Source organism: Natrinema pallidum DSM 3751, from assembly GCF_000337615.1.
Taxonomy (GTDB): Archaea; Halobacteriota; Halobacteria; order Halobacteriales; family Natrialbaceae; genus Natrinema; species Natrinema pallidum.
Window position 1 is genome coordinate 1 of the sequence record NZ_AOII01000040.1, and the last position, 14,405, is coordinate 14,405.

General features: G+C 65.5%; 20 protein-coding genes. 10 read left to right on the forward strand and 10 right to left on the reverse strand.

Features of this window, described 5'->3' with window-relative positions; all coding sequences use genetic code 11:
- From ftsY to rpl18a, 3 genes are all read right to left on the reverse strand, one after another.
- The coding region (gene ftsY / locus C487_RS06310; RefSeq protein ID WP_006184868.1) for a signal recognition particle-docking protein FtsY at positions 1-1,488 on the reverse strand (1,488 nt) is incomplete at its 3' end.
- A 25-nt stretch (positions 1,489-1,513) separates the two neighbouring features.
- Positions 1,514-1,960 (reverse strand): prefoldin subunit alpha, encoded by a 447-nt coding sequence (gene pfdA, locus C487_RS06315; protein WP_006184869.1) that lies wholly within the window; start codon positions 1,958-1,960, stop codon positions 1,514-1,516.
- Complete coding sequence (gene rpl18a / locus C487_RS06320; RefSeq protein WP_014862763.1) at positions 1,957-2,133, reverse strand: 50S ribosomal protein L18Ae; 177 nt, start codon at positions 2,131-2,133, stop codon at positions 1,957-1,959. Before rpl18a ends, pfdA begins: the two co-directional genes overlap by 4 nt.
- Before the next feature lie 152 nt (positions 2,134-2,285).
- Here rpl18a and C487_RS06325 point away from each other — a divergent pair, with 152 nt between their 5' ends.
- A complete protein-coding gene (locus tag C487_RS06325; protein WP_006184871.1) occupies positions 2,286-2,597 on the forward strand; it encodes an ASCH domain-containing protein in 312 nt (103 codons plus the stop codon).
- Between the two features lie 143 nt (positions 2,598-2,740).
- Here the strand turns inward: C487_RS06325 and C487_RS06330 are convergent, their stop codons facing one another.
- From C487_RS06330 to thpR, 5 genes are all read right to left on the reverse strand, one after another.
- Positions 2,741-3,406, reverse strand: a complete 666-nt coding sequence (locus tag C487_RS06330; RefSeq protein WP_006184872.1) for a translation initiation factor IF-6 — start codon at positions 3,404-3,406, stop codon at positions 2,741-2,743.
- Positions 3,407-3,408: 2 nt separating this feature from the next.
- On the reverse strand, positions 3,409-3,687 hold the full coding sequence (locus C487_RS06335; RefSeq protein ID WP_006184873.1) for a 50S ribosomal protein L31e: 279 nt from the start codon (positions 3,685-3,687) through the stop codon (positions 3,409-3,411).
- 2 nt (positions 3,688-3,689) lie between these two features.
- Complete coding sequence (locus C487_RS06340; RefSeq protein ID WP_006184874.1) at positions 3,690-3,842, reverse strand: 50S ribosomal protein L39e; 153 nt, start codon at positions 3,840-3,842, stop codon at positions 3,690-3,692.
- Positions 3,843-3,983: 141 nt separating this feature from the next.
- Positions 3,984-4,958: a hypothetical protein gene (locus tag C487_RS06345; protein WP_006184875.1), complete on the reverse strand. Its 975-nt coding sequence runs from the start codon at positions 4,956-4,958 to the stop codon at positions 3,984-3,986.
- Positions 4,959-5,124: 166 nt separating this feature from the next.
- Entirely contained in the window at positions 5,125-5,682 is a 558-nt protein-coding gene (gene thpR / locus C487_RS06350; protein WP_006184876.1) for an RNA 2',3'-cyclic phosphodiesterase, read from the reverse strand.
- A gap of 124 nt (positions 5,683-5,806) precedes the next feature.
- Between thpR and C487_RS06355 the strand changes: the two genes are divergently transcribed.
- From C487_RS06355 to C487_RS06370, 4 genes are all read left to right on the forward strand, one after another.
- Positions 5,807-7,432: a hydroxysqualene dehydroxylase gene (locus tag C487_RS06355; RefSeq protein ID WP_006184877.1), complete on the forward strand. Its 1,626-nt coding sequence runs from the start codon at positions 5,807-5,809 to the stop codon at positions 7,430-7,432.
- A 90-nt stretch (positions 7,433-7,522) separates the two neighbouring features.
- Positions 7,523-8,461, forward strand: a complete 939-nt coding sequence (locus C487_RS06360) for a tetratricopeptide repeat protein (RefSeq protein ID WP_006184878.1) — start codon at positions 7,523-7,525, stop codon at positions 8,459-8,461.
- 4 nt (positions 8,462-8,465) lie between these two features.
- On the forward strand, positions 8,466-8,759 hold the full coding sequence (locus tag C487_RS06365) for a DUF424 domain-containing protein (protein ID WP_006184879.1): 294 nt from the start codon (positions 8,466-8,468) through the stop codon (positions 8,757-8,759).
- A gap of 276 nt (positions 8,760-9,035) precedes the next feature.
- Positions 9,036-10,283: an aminotransferase class V-fold PLP-dependent enzyme gene (locus tag C487_RS06370; RefSeq protein ID WP_006184880.1), complete on the forward strand. Its 1,248-nt coding sequence runs from the start codon at positions 9,036-9,038 to the stop codon at positions 10,281-10,283.
- 90 nt (positions 10,284-10,373) lie between these two features.
- Here C487_RS06370 and C487_RS06375 read toward each other — a convergent pair whose 3' ends face one another.
- Positions 10,374-10,577 carry a hypothetical protein gene (locus C487_RS06375; RefSeq protein ID WP_006184881.1) on the reverse strand — a complete coding sequence of 68 codons (204 nt, stop codon included), beginning with the start codon at positions 10,575-10,577 and terminating at the stop codon, positions 10,374-10,376.
- Positions 10,578-11,139: 562 nt separating this feature from the next.
- On the opposite strand from C487_RS06375, the gene C487_RS06380 reads away from it, so the two are divergent.
- The 3 genes from C487_RS06380 (at position 11,140) to C487_RS06390 (ending at position 13,041) form a co-directional block, all read left to right on the forward strand.
- Entirely contained in the window at positions 11,140-11,592 is a 453-nt protein-coding gene (locus C487_RS06380; RefSeq protein WP_006184882.1) for a response regulator, read from the forward strand.
- Between the two features lie 91 nt (positions 11,593-11,683).
- Positions 11,684-12,316, forward strand: coding sequence for an HD domain-containing protein (locus C487_RS06385; RefSeq protein ID WP_006184883.1), 633 nt, complete (start codon positions 11,684-11,686; stop codon positions 12,314-12,316).
- 305 nt (positions 12,317-12,621) lie between these two features.
- The gene (locus tag C487_RS06390; RefSeq protein WP_006184884.1) at positions 12,622-13,041 is read left to right on the forward strand and encodes an iron-sulfur cluster assembly scaffold protein; all 420 of its coding nucleotides are present in this window, start codon (positions 12,622-12,624) and stop codon (positions 13,039-13,041) included.
- Between the two features lie 245 nt (positions 13,042-13,286).
- Here C487_RS06390 and C487_RS06395 read toward each other — a convergent pair whose 3' ends face one another.
- Entirely contained in the window at positions 13,287-13,553 is a 267-nt protein-coding gene (locus C487_RS06395; RefSeq protein ID WP_331250839.1) for a hypothetical protein, read from the reverse strand.
- A 134-nt stretch (positions 13,554-13,687) separates the two neighbouring features.
- On the opposite strand from C487_RS06395, the gene C487_RS06400 reads away from it, so the two are divergent.
- Together C487_RS06400 and C487_RS06405 are read left to right on the forward strand one after the other, a co-directional pair.
- On the forward strand, positions 13,688-13,957 hold the full coding sequence (locus tag C487_RS06400; RefSeq protein WP_152422482.1) for a hypothetical protein: 270 nt from the start codon (positions 13,688-13,690) through the stop codon (positions 13,955-13,957).
- A complete protein-coding gene (locus tag C487_RS06405; RefSeq protein WP_006184886.1) occupies positions 13,957-14,331 on the forward strand; it encodes a hypothetical protein in 375 nt (124 codons plus the stop codon). The genes C487_RS06400 and C487_RS06405 overlap by 1 nt, the downstream gene beginning before the upstream one ends.
- Positions 14,332-14,405: the final 74 nt, after the last annotated feature.

Genomic DNA, 14,405 nt, shown 5'->3' on the forward strand with positions numbered 1-14,405 from the left:
GTAGCCCTGACCGACCCCGAGGAACAGGATCGGCTTGCCGGTCACGTGAGCGATCGAAATCGCCGCGCCGCCGTTGGAGTCGGCATCGGCTTTCGTCAGGATCGCGCCGTCGATCTCCGCGGCCTCGTTGAACTCGCGGGCGCGGTTGACCGCGTCCTGCCCGGCGACGGCCTCGTCGACGAACAGCGTCATGTCCGGATCGACGACACGGCCGATCTTCTCGAGTTGGTCCATCAGACCCTCGTCGGTGTGGAGCCGACCCGCCGTATCGCCCAGGACGACGTCGATGTCGTTTGCCTCGGCGTACTCGACGGCGTCGTACAGCACCGCCGCGGGATCGCCGCCCTGTTCGTGGCTGATACACTTCGTGTCCAGCGCGTCGGCGTGTTCCTGGATCTGCTCGTTAGCCCCGGCGCGGTAGGTATCGCCGTTTGCCATCACGGACGAATAGCCGCGCTCCTCGAAATAGCGGCTCAGTTTGGCGATCGAGGTGGTCTTTCCGACGCCGTTGACACCGGTGAAGATGATGGTGATCGGCTTGTCCGCGGCGGCGATGCGCTCGTCGAAGTCGAACTGACCGACGCTGATCACGTCGTAGATGGCGTTGTACAACGCCTCCTCGACGACCTCGCCGGTCGAGGTGGTGAAGGTACGGGTCTCGCCGACCAGTTCGTCGCGGATGTTGTCGAGGATTTCCTCTGCGACGCCCATCTCGACGTCGCTCGAGAGCAGGGCCATCTCGAGTTCGTGTAGCGGGCCCTCGAGATCCTCCTCCTCGATGACGAACTTCCCCTTGACGAGGGATTTGGCCTTCGTCCCGAACCCCGTCGCGTTGCCATCGGCATCGGCGTCGTCGTCTCCGGTCTCGGTGTCTTCGCTGGTTGGCTCGGCCTCGTCGGGAGCCGTGGCGGCCTCACCGGCCGCCGCAGCGTCCGGGTTTTCGTCGACGGCCGCCGTCTCGGTCGGCTCCGCGTCAGGCGTCGCTTCAGCGGTCTGCTCCTCGTCGGGAGCCGCCTCCTCCGACGCCGGTTCGGCGTCTGACGACCCCGTAAAGAGGGATCTGGCTCGGGCACCGAGTCCCGTCCGGCCGCCGTCGTCGGCGTCGTCCGATTCGTCCTCCTCGAGGGGCGGCTCCGCCTCGGACGTCGCCGTCTCGGCCGGCGCTTCGCCGGGATCGGCCTCGTCCACCTCCGGCTCGGGATCGGCGGACTCGGGCGAATCGGGCTCGGATTCGGTCGCCGACTCCCGGTCGACGGCGTCCCGTTCCGGTTCCGGTTCCGAATCCGGCTCCACCGCAGCGGCCGCCGGCTCGGCGGCCGCCGGTTCGGTGGTCGTATCGGTCGCTTCCGCGTCCGTCGACACCGAGTCGTTCGCCTCGGTTTCTTCGTCCTCGTGTTCGTCTTCGTCGACCGCCTCGACGTTCTCTTCGGCGGCCTCTTCGGCGTCTTTCCGGAAGCTACCGAGCTTATCCTTCAAATTATCGAACATGGATACTGGGAGTCCCTACGCCGCGTTATTCGTCGGGCTGCCCCTGGCCCATGCCCTGCATCTGCTGTTGCATCGCCTGCTGTTGGAGCTGCTGGGCCTGCTGTTCGAGCTCGTCGCTCTCGGTCTCGAGTTCCGCGATCTCCGCGTTGAGTTCGTCGATCTGGTCGTCGAGGTGCTCTTTCTTGTTCTCGAGGGCGTCGACGGCGTCGTCCTCCTCGAACTCCGCGGCGTAGTCGGCCCCGAGGTCGACGATCACTTCGTCGATGTTCTCGATGGTCGTGCGCAGGTAGGCACCGCCGCCAAGCGGCATCTGCACGGTCGATCCCGTCTCGAGGGTGTCGAGGGCCTCGATTGCCTCGTCGACCTCGGTTTTCTCCTGCTGGACGGCCTCGACGTTCGTCCGGAGGGTCTCGATCTGTTCTTCGATCTCCTGCAGTTCCTGGGACAGTTGCTGAAGTTGCTGCTGACTCATTGCTGGGCTACCTCCTCGAGTTCGATTTCGCTACGTTTCAGCCCGTGCTGGCTTCCGAGCTGGGTGTAGGTGTGTTCGCGAGCGACGTTCTCGTTCTCGGCGTCGATGGTCGTCTCGAACTCCGCGAAGCCGTCGCGGCTCTTGAACCGACCACTGACCGTAAATTGACTCATACCCATTCCTCCGGCAGGCAGTCGGAAGAATCTTCCCTTCCCTTTCGAGCGGTCGCAACCGCCGACGACGGCAACGAGAGTGGCCAGCGCGCGTCGATCTCCCGACGAGCGGAGGGTCAACGATTTTAACCCGCGGGGCTGAAGCCGCTGGCATGAGCGATCTCGACGCCGACGAGTTATTGCCCAGCGAGCGAATGCGAACACAGGCCCTCGAAGGGGAGGTTACCCAGATCCATCGCGGCCACCGGTACGCCGACGAAGGGGACACGTTCGCGATCGACGGGACGACATTCGAGGTAACCGCCATCCGCGACCGAACGCTCGGGGCACTGACCGACGAGGACGCACGGGCCGAAGGGATGGACGACCTCGAGGGGTACCGGCGGCTGCTCGAGCGCGTCCACGAGGACTTCGAGTGGGACGACGACAGCGACGTCGTGTTACATCGGTTCGAGCGGCGGTGAGAGGCTCCCGCTCGGGTCTCGAGTACAGAGCGCCGCCGGTCGGAGAGTCCGAGACGGCCCGCGCGAGCCGCGTTGCGCGAACGGCGTCGGTCGCGGCGGCTCGAGAAGAAACGGAGGACTGAGAAACGGGTCGCGGCTCGGCGTCAATCCAGATAGCCTAGCGCGTCCTCGATCCGGCCCAGTTCCGGCCCGGTGGTGTCCTCGCCGACGACGTAACCGGCCTCGTTGGCGATCAGACCGGAGCCGACCAGCGGCGCGCCGTAGTTGACGGTGCCGACATCGGCTCGAACGTCGAGGGCATCCTCGAGAACGTCGAGTTCCGCGTCGGTCGCTTTGGGATGACAGAGCACCCCGGTGTTGGTCGCGACCGCGGCGGTACCGACGGTCCGGACACCCGCGAGGTCGCCGCGCTCGACGGGAACCTCGAGGGCGTCCGCGACGATTTGCACCGCCTCGCGGGGCAGGTCCGGATGAACGTAGGCCCCGTAATCGTTCGCCAGCACGACGTTGCCGGCGGCGTTGATGCTGCCCGGCAGTTCGGCAACGGGGACGTCGACCGCTGCCTCGAGTCGGTCGCGTTCGTACTCGAGAACGCGAGCGCTGACGAGCAGGCCGTTCTCGTTACCGGTGGCTAGCGCGCCGACCGTCGAGGAGCCGCCGACGGTCGTCTGAATGACGGGTACCTCGAGTTCGTCTGTCAGGTCGGCAGCAACGTCGTCGTCGACGTCGTGGCGAACGAGGACGCACGAGTCGGTCGCACGGGCGAAGACGCCGACGTAGGCCGACCCGGCGAATGCGAGGCGTTGCAAGTTTAGTCGGCGACCTCGGCTTCGACGACGGCCTCACCCTCTTCGTCGAAACGGGCTGCGCGAACGCGCAGCTTTCGCGGCGGGTTCGAACGGCCGTTCGACCAGACTTCCTCGTTGATCGAGGGGTCCAGACGGATTGCATCCTCGTCGACCGCGAAGTGTTTCGCGAGGTGTTCGCGGACCAGTCGCATCGCGTAGTCGGCGGCCTCGTGGTTGGCTCCCTTCTTGACGTCTCGCAGCGGAACGGTGACGACGCGTTCCTCGAAATCACTTGCACTCATCGTTATTCGTCGGTGTCGTTACGCCGCCAGTTGCGTCGCTTCGGGTTCCGCTGGACGTCCATGTCCGTCTTCATCATAACCCAGGCCGGCACGCGGCTGTTCTGGTTCTCGAGTTTGGCAAGTCGCTTCTTCTTGCCCTTCGATTTCTTACCCATAGTAGCCGGACGTAGCCTACGCTGGCATAAAATCTTGTCCATCTTGCAGGGCATCGCCGGCCACGGCCGCCGGCCGCCTCCGACTGGTGACACCGCCACGGACGACCGCAGGGCCGACATCGCTCCGCCGAACGACGGGGCTTAGCCCTCGAACTGTCGCTCGAGATGGCGTACCACACCCTCACACGTCGCCGCGCTGAGCGCGGTCGTGTAGGTCCAGTTCTCGATGCCGTCGATGCCGTCGTGGCGGGAGAACCGGCTTCGATCGCAGCAGCCGGTGCCGTGAAACCGGGTCCCGCCGCCGATCCGGTCGGGACCGGCGTAGGCGGTCGCGATTGGGGAAATCTCGAGCGTCTCCGCGTCCGTTCGCACGGCGGTCCCGAGTTCGTGATCGCAGTGCGCATCGCCGATCGACGCGACGATATCGTCCGGGAGAAACGTGTGGATCGCCTCGTGGATCGCCATATTCCGGGTTACCGGCCGCGAATCCCATCGCTCAGTCGCGCCGACGTTGACGACCGCCTGTGCGTCACCGGTGTTGCTGCCGTCGGCCTCGCCGGTAATCGAATGCGGTGCCAGCGCCCCGCCGTAGCCGATGCGATAATTCAGCGGCGACCACTCGAGGAGGACGTGACAGCATCGTCCGGTGAGCGCGTTTCGGGTCCGTATGCGGTCGCGAAACCGCTCGAGAAGGCACCGCAGCGACGGGAGCACGGCGTCGATCGAGAGGGGCATCGATGATTGCGAGAATCGGATCGGAGCGCCGCGCTCGACGCGTATTTCGATGTTCTCGAGCCGGGAGCGGTCGCGGGCGTAGGCGCGGACCTGATCGAACGCCCCCTCGATGGCCGAAAGCGCGTCTCGGAGTGGCGTCGGCCAGTCGCGACGCAGGTCGTCGATTCCGTACCACGCCCGGGCGGGGAAGGGGACGCGACCGGGATAGACGCGAACGCGAACGAGTCCGTCGCGGCTGCGATCGGCCGCCATCGCGGTCCTCGATGGATCGGTCGAGGCAGTCAGAGCCGCGCCGCCGAGTGCGAGGAGTGCCTCGCGGCGGGTAACGTGCCACGGGCTGCGCGAACCGCCCGACGAGCGTTCGTCGAGTCCGGGTCCCATCGTTCCGCGGTCGGTATGCGAGACCGGTCCTTGAGACCACCGTCCGTAGTGTCCGACTACAGCCGGCCGAGATGCGATACGCTCCGACTACGGGGACAGCCACGGTTCCGGACCGGGATCCCAGCGGCGGCCGCTCGCCACTGCACAGTTCCGGGCGGCTCGAGGCTCACCCGAGCGGGAACGACTCGACGGTCGAGTAGACCGGTCCCGCGTCCGTGAGCGTGCTCTCCGTCAGGCGGATTTCGTCGACGCGAGCCTCGCCGATCGTCGGCTCGCGTTCCCGGACGAGGTCCTGTACGCGGTCCTTTCCGCCGGCATGTTGCATCCGCGCGAGCGTGACGTGGGGCGTGAACTCGTGGTCTTCGGGATCGAACCCCATCGCCGTCGTTCGGTCCTCGATAGCCTCGTGAAGCCGTGTGAGTTCCTCGCCGCCCGCTTCGACGCCCAGCCAGACGACGCTGATGTAGTCGAGACTCGGGAAGACCCCCAACCCGCCGTAGCGCACCGTGAAGGGATCGACATCGGCGTCGTCGACCGCAGCGGATAGCGCCCGCTCGAGGGCAGGTAGTCGGTCCTCGTCGGTCTCGCCGAGGAACTTCATCGTGAGATGGGCTTGCTCGGGATCGGTGAAGTCGAGCCCGCTGGCGTCGGCGAACTCGTCTTGCAGGTCGGCGACCGGGTCGGCGAGGTCGTCAGGGAGGTCGACGCTGACGAACAGTCGCATAGCCGAACCGTCGCGGGCGGCGCACTCAATACTGACGGCGACGGGGTCGTGACGACCGCGACCGCGCTCGAGGGGTTCGTGGTTAGGGACGCCCGTTATCCGGAGCGGACGCCGAGGGCCGCCAATGACCGACGTAGCCGTACTCGGTGGTGGTATCGGCGGTCTCACCGCGGCCCACGAACTCGCCGAGCGCGGGCTCGACGTGACCGTCTTCGAGGCGAACGACCGGTTCGGCGGGAAGGCTCGATCGATGCCGATCGCGGACGAGTCGGCGGCATTGCACGGCGAACACGGCTTTCGCTTCTTCCCGGCGTTCTACCGCCACGTCGTCGAGACGATGGAGCGGATTCCGACCGACGGTGGGACGGTCGCGGATAACCTTGTCGAGACCGAGGCGACGCTCATCGCGAGTACGACGGCTCCGGAGCGGATCGCCGAGACCAGTACGCCCGACTCGTTGCGCGGCTGGCTCGAGGCGCTGCGGCCGGCCTTCGCCGAGGATCTGCCCCGCGATGACGTTCGCTTCCTGCTCGAGCGCCTGCTGTACCTGCTGACCGCCTGCGAACAGCGACGCGAAGCGGAACTCGACGACATCTCCTGGTGGGAGTTCATCGACGCCGAGAACCGCTCAGCGGAGTTTCGCGACCGACTCGCCTACGCCACGCAGGCACTCGTCGCGCTCCGGCCGCAGGTCGGCAGCGCCCGAACGGTCGGCACTATCTACCTGCAGTTGCTGTTCGGCCAACTCGACCCGAGCGAGCCGACCGAGCGAATCCTGAACGCGCCGACGAACGAGGCCTGGATCGATCCGTGGGTCCGCCACCTCGAGACGCTCGGCGTCGAGTTCCGGGCGAACACCCCTGCACGGGGCCTCGCGTTCGACGGACGACGGATCACCGGCGTCGAACTGGCCGACGGGCGGACGGTCGCGGCCGACGAGTTTGTGCTGGCCGTGCCGGTGGAGGTCGCCCCCGCGTTCGTCACGCCCGAACTGCGCCGGGCCGCGCCGGCGTTGGGCCGGATCGAGCACCTCGAGACGGCCTGGATGAACGGTATCCAGTTTTACCTCTCCGAGGACGTCGAACTGACGCGGGGTCACCAGGTCTACGCGGACGCTCCGTGGGCACTGACCTCGATCTCACAGCGTCAGTTCTGGACCGACTACGACCTCGAGAGGCGCGGTCCGGACGATGTCGCAGGGGTCCTATCGGTGATCGCCTCGGACTGGGAGACGCCGGGAATCGTCCACGGGAAGCCGGCCAGAGAATGTACGCGCGAGGAGATTGCCGAAGAGATCTGGGCGCAGCTCAAGACCCACCTGAACGCGGTCGACCAGCGGCTGCGGGACGACATGCTGGTCGACTGGTTCCTTGACCCGTCGATCATCGAGACCGAAAACGGCGTCGAGAACCGCTCACCGCTGTTGATCAATACCGTGGGGTCGCTCCGGAACCGGCCACCGGCCGACGTCGGCGTCCGGAACCTCACGCTGGCAAGCGACTACGTGCGAACGAACTCCGATCTCGCCTCAATGGAGTCGGCCAACGAGGCCGGTCGCCGCGCGGCCAACGCTGTCCTCGATCGACGCGGCGGACGGGGGCGGGCACAGATCTGGGACCTCAGAGAGCCCGCCGTGTTCGAGCCGCTCAAACGACAGGACCGGCTCCGATATCGCCTCGGGCTGCCACATCCGGCGGCGGTGACGCAGTCGCTCCGCGGGGTCACCAGACGCCTCGGCGAGCGCGTCTGAGAGTCGGGGTCCGCCAGCACCCGAGGACAGCGAAACGCCGCCGATACCGGGGTCGCAGCCCTTAACAGTCGTCGCCGCGACATTCAATTCATGACCGACCGAGACGACGATCGCGACCATCGCTTCTCCGAGGGAGAGGGGTTCGGCGATCCGTACGAGGAGTTCGACCTGGACCCGCCGGAGCTCGGCGTCGACCCGTCGAAGGTCGACCCCGTCGACTCCCGTGTCGTCACCGACACGCTCGACCAGCACAACATCGACCAGGACGACGTCGATGCGAGCGAACTGCTCGACGTCGGCCTGAACTACATGCAGATCAACCGCTACGAGCAGGCCACCGACGCCTTCGAGCGAACCGCCCGCTACGCCGAGGACGACAAACTCGAGCAGGAGGCGTGGGTGAACAAGGGCGTCGCCCACGGCGAACTCGAGGAGTGGGACGAGGCGATCGGGGCCCACCGCGAGGCACTGCGCATCGATGACTCGAGCGAGCACGCCGCCACCGCCGAGACCAACCTCGCCTACGCCCTCTGGGAGTTCGGCGAGACGAGCGAGGCCTTGGAGCACGCCGAGCGCGCCATCGAGATCGACGAGCGCTTCGCCGCGGGCTGGTTCAACCGCGCGTTCTTCCTTTCGGAGCGTGGGCTGTCCGAGGAGGCGCTCAACTGCGTCGACAACGCGATCCGGCTGGGGCTGCGCAACGCCAAGGTGCTCGAGACGAAAGCCGAGATTCTCGAGGAACTCGGCGAGTTCGACCAGGCAGAGGAGATCGCCGATGAAGCGAATCAGATGCGCGAGCGGGCCGAACAGGAGATGATGGACGACCGTAAGGAAAGCCTCGGTGGCGGCCAGGGCGGCCCCGGGGGTGCCGGCGGTATGGGTGCCGGTCCGGGGGCCGGCGGCCAGCCCGGACTCGGAGCCGGACGGCAGTCGCGACCCCAGCAGGGCGATATCGGCCTCGAGGACCTCGGACTGGGTGATATCGGCACCGACGACGAGGACGAGGATCGCGAGTGGGAACTCGAGTGATCCGATGATCGTCAACGAACGGCAGACTCAAGAAGGGATGCTGGTGGCCGTCTGCGACGAGGACGTCCTCGGCGAGACCTTCGAGGAAGGCGATCTCTCGCTGACCGTCACGGAGGAGTTCTACGGCACCAATGCGGTCGACGAGCGCGCGGCGATCGAAAGCCTCGCGCAGGCCGACGTGGCCAACATCGTCGGCACCCGCGCCGTCGAACTCGCCGTCGAGGAGGGCTTCATCGACGAGGCAAACGTCCTCGAAGTGGGGACGACGCTGCACGCGCAGTTGTTGCAGATGCAGTGAGGCAGTCGGAACCGAGCACCGGCCGCGACCGGTCGAGCGCGACGGAGACCGATTTTCCGCGACGGGAGCCGAAGCCGCGACGAAGCCGGCACTCGGGGTGGACGCGGAGTTCTAGAGATCGGCGCGATTGAACCGATCGTAGCCGATCGCGACGGGCACGGCCACTGCCATCGATCGCCCATCAACGGGGGATTCGTGCCGCACGAATGCACTTCCGGAGACACGGCCATCACCGGACCGAAGGAGTGTTTTGTGTTCGGTCCCTGCTAGTCACCAATGAGTCAACAGAACCTCGAGGCGCTCGACGTCGGCACGATCCGAGAGGCGTTCCCGATCCTGCAGCGGGAGTTCAACGGCGAGCAACTCGTCTATCTCGACAACGCGGCGACGACCCAGACGCCCGATCCGGTCATCGACGCGATGAGCGACTACTACCGCGAGTACAACGCCAACGTCCACCGCGGGATTCACCACCTGAGCCAGGAGGCCTCGATCGCCTACGAGGAGGCCCACGACCGCGTCGCCGAGTTCATCGGTGCCAGCGGCGGCCGCGAGGAGATCGTCTTCACCAAGAACACGACCGAAGCCGAGAACCTGGTCGCCTACGCGTGGGGGTTGAACGAACTCGGACCCGGCGACGAGATCGTCCTCACGGAGATGGAACACCACGCCTCGCTGGTCACGTGGCAACAGATCGGTAAACGCACCGGAGCCGACGTGAAGTACATCCGGATCGACGACGACGGCCGCCTCGATATGGACCACGCCGCCGACATCATCACCGACGACACCGCGATGGTCTCGGCGGTCCACGTCTCGAACACGCTCGGCACCGTCAACCCCGTTTCCGACCTCGTCGACATCGCCCACGACCACGACGCGCTGGCGTTTATCGACGGCGCACAGGCCGTTCCCAACCGGCCCGTCGACGTCGACGCCATCGACGCCGACTTCTATGCCTTCTCGGGCCACAAGATGGCCGGCCCCACCGGTATCGGGGTCCTCTACGGCAAGCAAGCGATTCTCGAGGCCATGCAGCCGTATCTCTACGGCGGCGACATGATCACGAAGGTCACCTACGAGGAGTCGACCTGGAACGACCTCCCCTGGAAGTTCGAGGCCGGCACGCCACAGATCGCCGAAGCCGTCGGCCTCGTCGCCGCCATCGACTACCTCGAAGACATCGGCATGGACCGCATCGAGGCCCACGAAGAAGAGCTGGCCCGCTACGCCTACGAGCAACTCGCTGCGGACCCGGACATCGAAATCTACGGCCCCGAACCCGGCCCCGACCGCGGCGGCCTCGTCGGCTTCAATCTCACGGGCGTCCACGCCCACGACCTCGCCTCGATCATGAACGACCACGCGGTCGCGATCCGCGCGGGCGACCACTGTACCCAGCCGCTGCACGACAAACTGGGCGTCGCGGCCTCGGCGCGCGCCTCGTTTTACATCTACAACACGAAGGCGGAAATCGACGAGTTGGTCAGCGCCATCGACGACGCACGCCAGCTGTTCGCGTAAGCGAACGCTGACCACGAGGCACGACTCTTTCACTGGCGCTCGAGGGCCGTCTCGGCAAGCAACGACAAAAAACGAGTGCTCGGCGGCCGGTTATTCGCGCTCGAGGCTGCCGGGCGGGACGGAACAGCCACAGGGGGAGGCGGTGGCGTCGCTGGGGCCGTTGACGGTCACGACCCAGACGGGACGGCCGCAGGCGGGACAGTCGGGAAGCGACCAGTCGGTCGCGTCAGCCGCCTCGTCGGCCGGCTCCGTCCTCGTACTGGCCGGATCGACCCGCTCGTCGTGACCCGTCATCGCAACCCCCNAGCGACCAGTCGGTCGCGTCAGCCGCCTCGTCGGCCGGCTCCGTCCTCGTACTGGCCGGATCGACCCGCTCGTCGTGACCCGTCATCGCAACCCCCGTGGCCGCCGCGGCCGGTCCCGATCATCGGGCGCTGTCGCTGGTTGGTGGCGTTGATTCCATCGTCGGGCGGGATGTTTATATCCCGGTAGAATGTATGCGGTCATGCTTTCAAATCCCTCGTGGGGATTGGAAGCCAGTCTCGGGTGCCTCTACACCCGGGGCATTATCGAGACGTGCCCCCTCCGCTCGCGCGTTTGGAGAGCGGCTTCCATGCTGATTGTCAGCCTATAGTAACTTATATCTATTGTTCGCCGCCCGGAGAAATACCGTACACGGCTCGAGAACCCAAGAATAGACCGCTCGCCGTCGCGACGGTTTCAGGCCGATCGCGGACTCGCGATTCGGTCGCGGTAGCGGAGACGGCGACCGCGCCGAACCGACCGGTATGAGTCCGGTGACTGTTCAGCGAGCGTGACACGGATATTTTACCCGCGCACGTGATACCATCTCCAAATGGGCACCGAAGGCGAGCGAACTGTGGAGCAAATCGATATCCTGCTGGTCGAGCCGAACCCCAGCGACAGCCGACTCTTCGAGGAACAGTTCGCGGACGCGAAACTGCTGAACACCATTCATGTCGTCCCCGACGGGGACTCGGCCCTCGATGTCGTCCATCAGCGAAACGAGTACGCGGACGAACCGTGTCCGGACATCGTCCTCCTCGAGCCCCAGTTGCCCGGCAAGAGCGGGATCGATGTCCTCTCGGAACTGAAAGAGGACCCGGTGCTGGCCGAAATCCCAGTCATCGTGCTCACCAGTTCCGACGCGGGGGAGAAGATCGTCCAGTCGCACGGTCTCGAGGCGGACTCCTACATGCAGAAGCCGGTCGAACCCGAGGACTTCGTGGAGTTCGTCCGATCGATCGAGGAGTTCTGGTTCGCGATCGTCCAGACATCGTCGCAGTGACCGCGAGCGCGGGCACGATGCGACGGAGTCCGGCCGCCGCCGGACCCCGCGGACGGGACACTTATTTTCCGGCTGCCGGAACCACGCAGTAATGCTCGAGGCAGTTCGCGACCGCGCACGCCCGTATTTCGACGACGCGTCACCGGCCCACGACTGGCACCACGTCCAGCGGGTCGACACGCTCGCCGAGACCCTCGTCGACCGCCAGCCGGAACCGGTCGACGAGCGCGTGATCCGTCTCGCCGTTGCCCTCCACGATATCGGTCGCTCTAGGGAGGACCGCGGTGAGATCGACGATCACGCGACGTGGGGGATGCGGGAGGGCGGCCGGATCTTGCGCGAGTGCGGCGCGGCGACGGAGACGGTCGAACGCGTCCAGCACTGTATCCACGCTCATCGCTACTCGAACGACATCGAACCCGCCACGCTCGAGGCGAAACTCGTCTCGGATGCGGACAACCTCGACGCGCTCGGTGCGGTCGGCATCGCCCGCGTGTTCGCCTACGGCGGCGAGATCGGCGATCCGATCCACGACCCAGCCCGGCCGGTCGCCGCGGACGACACCGACGCCGGCGCGACCCAGTACAACCACGTCCACAAGAAGATTCTCGACCTGCCAGCGCGGATGTACACGGCCGTCGGTCGGGACCTCGCTGCGGATCGCGCCGGGTTCGTTCGCGACTACCTCGAGCGGTTCGAGGGGGAAGTTACAGGCGAGCAGTGAGGAACTGATGGCCGACGGCCGATCCGTTGCGTCGCGGGAATAAACGAGAGACGCATCCGCCTTCCCGGACGCGATCCGTTCGAGACCCAGGGCTGCCTGAACCCACCCGTCGACCGGGGTTCGACGTCGCGCTACCAGCTTCTCTCAGCCCTCGAACCGAGGCCCGTCAGCACCGGCTGCGGCAGTGGCTGGATCGTCGACTTCCGAGCATCGATCGATGGCCCTGATCCCGTCGAATCGGGACGTGGGCGGCCGTTTCGCCCCCGGAACCCTTTTACAACTCACTGGCCTATCCGTATCCACCGATGGGACTGGGCTCCGATATGTACCGACAGCAGATCCTCGACCACTACAAGAACCCCCGGAACTACGGGGAACTCGAGGATCCGACGTTCACTCACATCGGCGAGAACCCGATGTGTGGCGACGAGATTCGTATGGATGTCCAACTCGCCGACGACGGGGAGACGATCGAACGGGTCGCATTCCGGGGCGACGGCTGTGCGATCAGTCAGGCCTCCGCCAGCATGCTCTCGGGCGAACTCGCGGGCACGACGCTCACGGAACTCCACGAGATGGACCGCGACGACGTGATCGACATGCTCGGCGTCGATATCTCGCCGATGCGTGTCAAGTGTGCCGTCCTCGCCGAGAAGGTCGCACAGGACGGCGCGGAAATCTACCAGGGCGAACTCGACGTCGACAAGACGACGACTGAAGACTAACCGCCCACGGTGTGACCAGTGGTCGATCGGACGGGTCTCTTTGTTCCGTCTCTCGTGTGAGCCAAACAGGTCTGAATTCCCGTGACGGAGTAGAACCGCGAGCCGCAGGCACGCATGGGACTGCGTTTGAGAAATGCGCCACCTCGTCAGGTGAAACCGAGTACTCGTCGCCTTCCGTCGAGATCACGGTTCGGAGTTGTACGCGGCCGGCCAGTCGCTCCGATCGGGGCGTCACCTTGTAATCGTCAGTCCTCGTCACAGACGACCTCTCGAAGTTCGTCCAGCAGTTCAGGATGATTCTCTTTGAGGACTTTCACGTCGGTAGATAGTTCTTCGTTGATTCGGGATCGAATCTCTGAAATAGACTGATAGCGACGATTTCCGCCCTCTGCTGAGGCAAGCAACTCTCGATCACGCTCCGTGAGAAGCGCCCTCGTCCGAGCCATCTCGGGTTGCTTGTTCGTACACATCGTACTTCCATGTACCGTTCCAACGCCCATTGATTTACTCATGAGCAAACGTTCACCCATGGGAAAACATTTATTGTAATACCTCGTGTAGCTGTAATTGAGAAGCACGGGATGCCTCACAGAAGATGAGGCCGGTGTTGGATCCACCGACCCCGTGCTTCGGAGGCTACCGAAGCATGATGGATTCAGAGACGAGCCCAATTGAAGGCATCGCTCACAACGGCGATAGCGTCGGGCCGGTCGATATCCGGCTGGGTGAGAACGCGGACGGCACGTCCCACGTCTACCTGACGACGGATGGGACGAGTCACGTTATTCGTGACAACGAGCACGTTCAGCGGTTCAATACCGGCACTCGTTCTATCGCCGACTACGTGAACGACGACGGAGATCCGTTCTCCACACCCGCTGGTCACCTCGCGGACGCAACCCGGGTGGCCGCCTGATGCAGCGGCGTCAGTTCCTCGCTGCGGTCGCTGCGCACGCCGCAGTTCCGCAGACGGCGGCTGGCATCACGCCCGTTCCTGAAGCGATCATCGAGAATCGGAGCCTGACCGACGACGGCACGTACTCGGTCACGGACTGCGGTTCCGTTCCCGGTGATCTCAACAGCGTTCTCGTCCGGGCGGATCTGAACGACGGCCCGCTCGAAGTCGAAGGCGTCCACGAAGAGGGCGGCTGGAGTGGTGTCGGTCTCCGATGGACATCCGGCCCCATCGAAGTCGACACCGGCCTCGACCCCGAGGACGCCCGCGATCTGGCTGCTCGGCTGGTGGTCGCCGCCGATACAGCCGAAGGGAAGTACCAAGGGAATCCCTGATGGAGCGCCGCGAACCTCCCACGCTGCCACTGCGGTCGCCCTACGTGGTCGCGTCTCACTCGAGCGGATCGTGC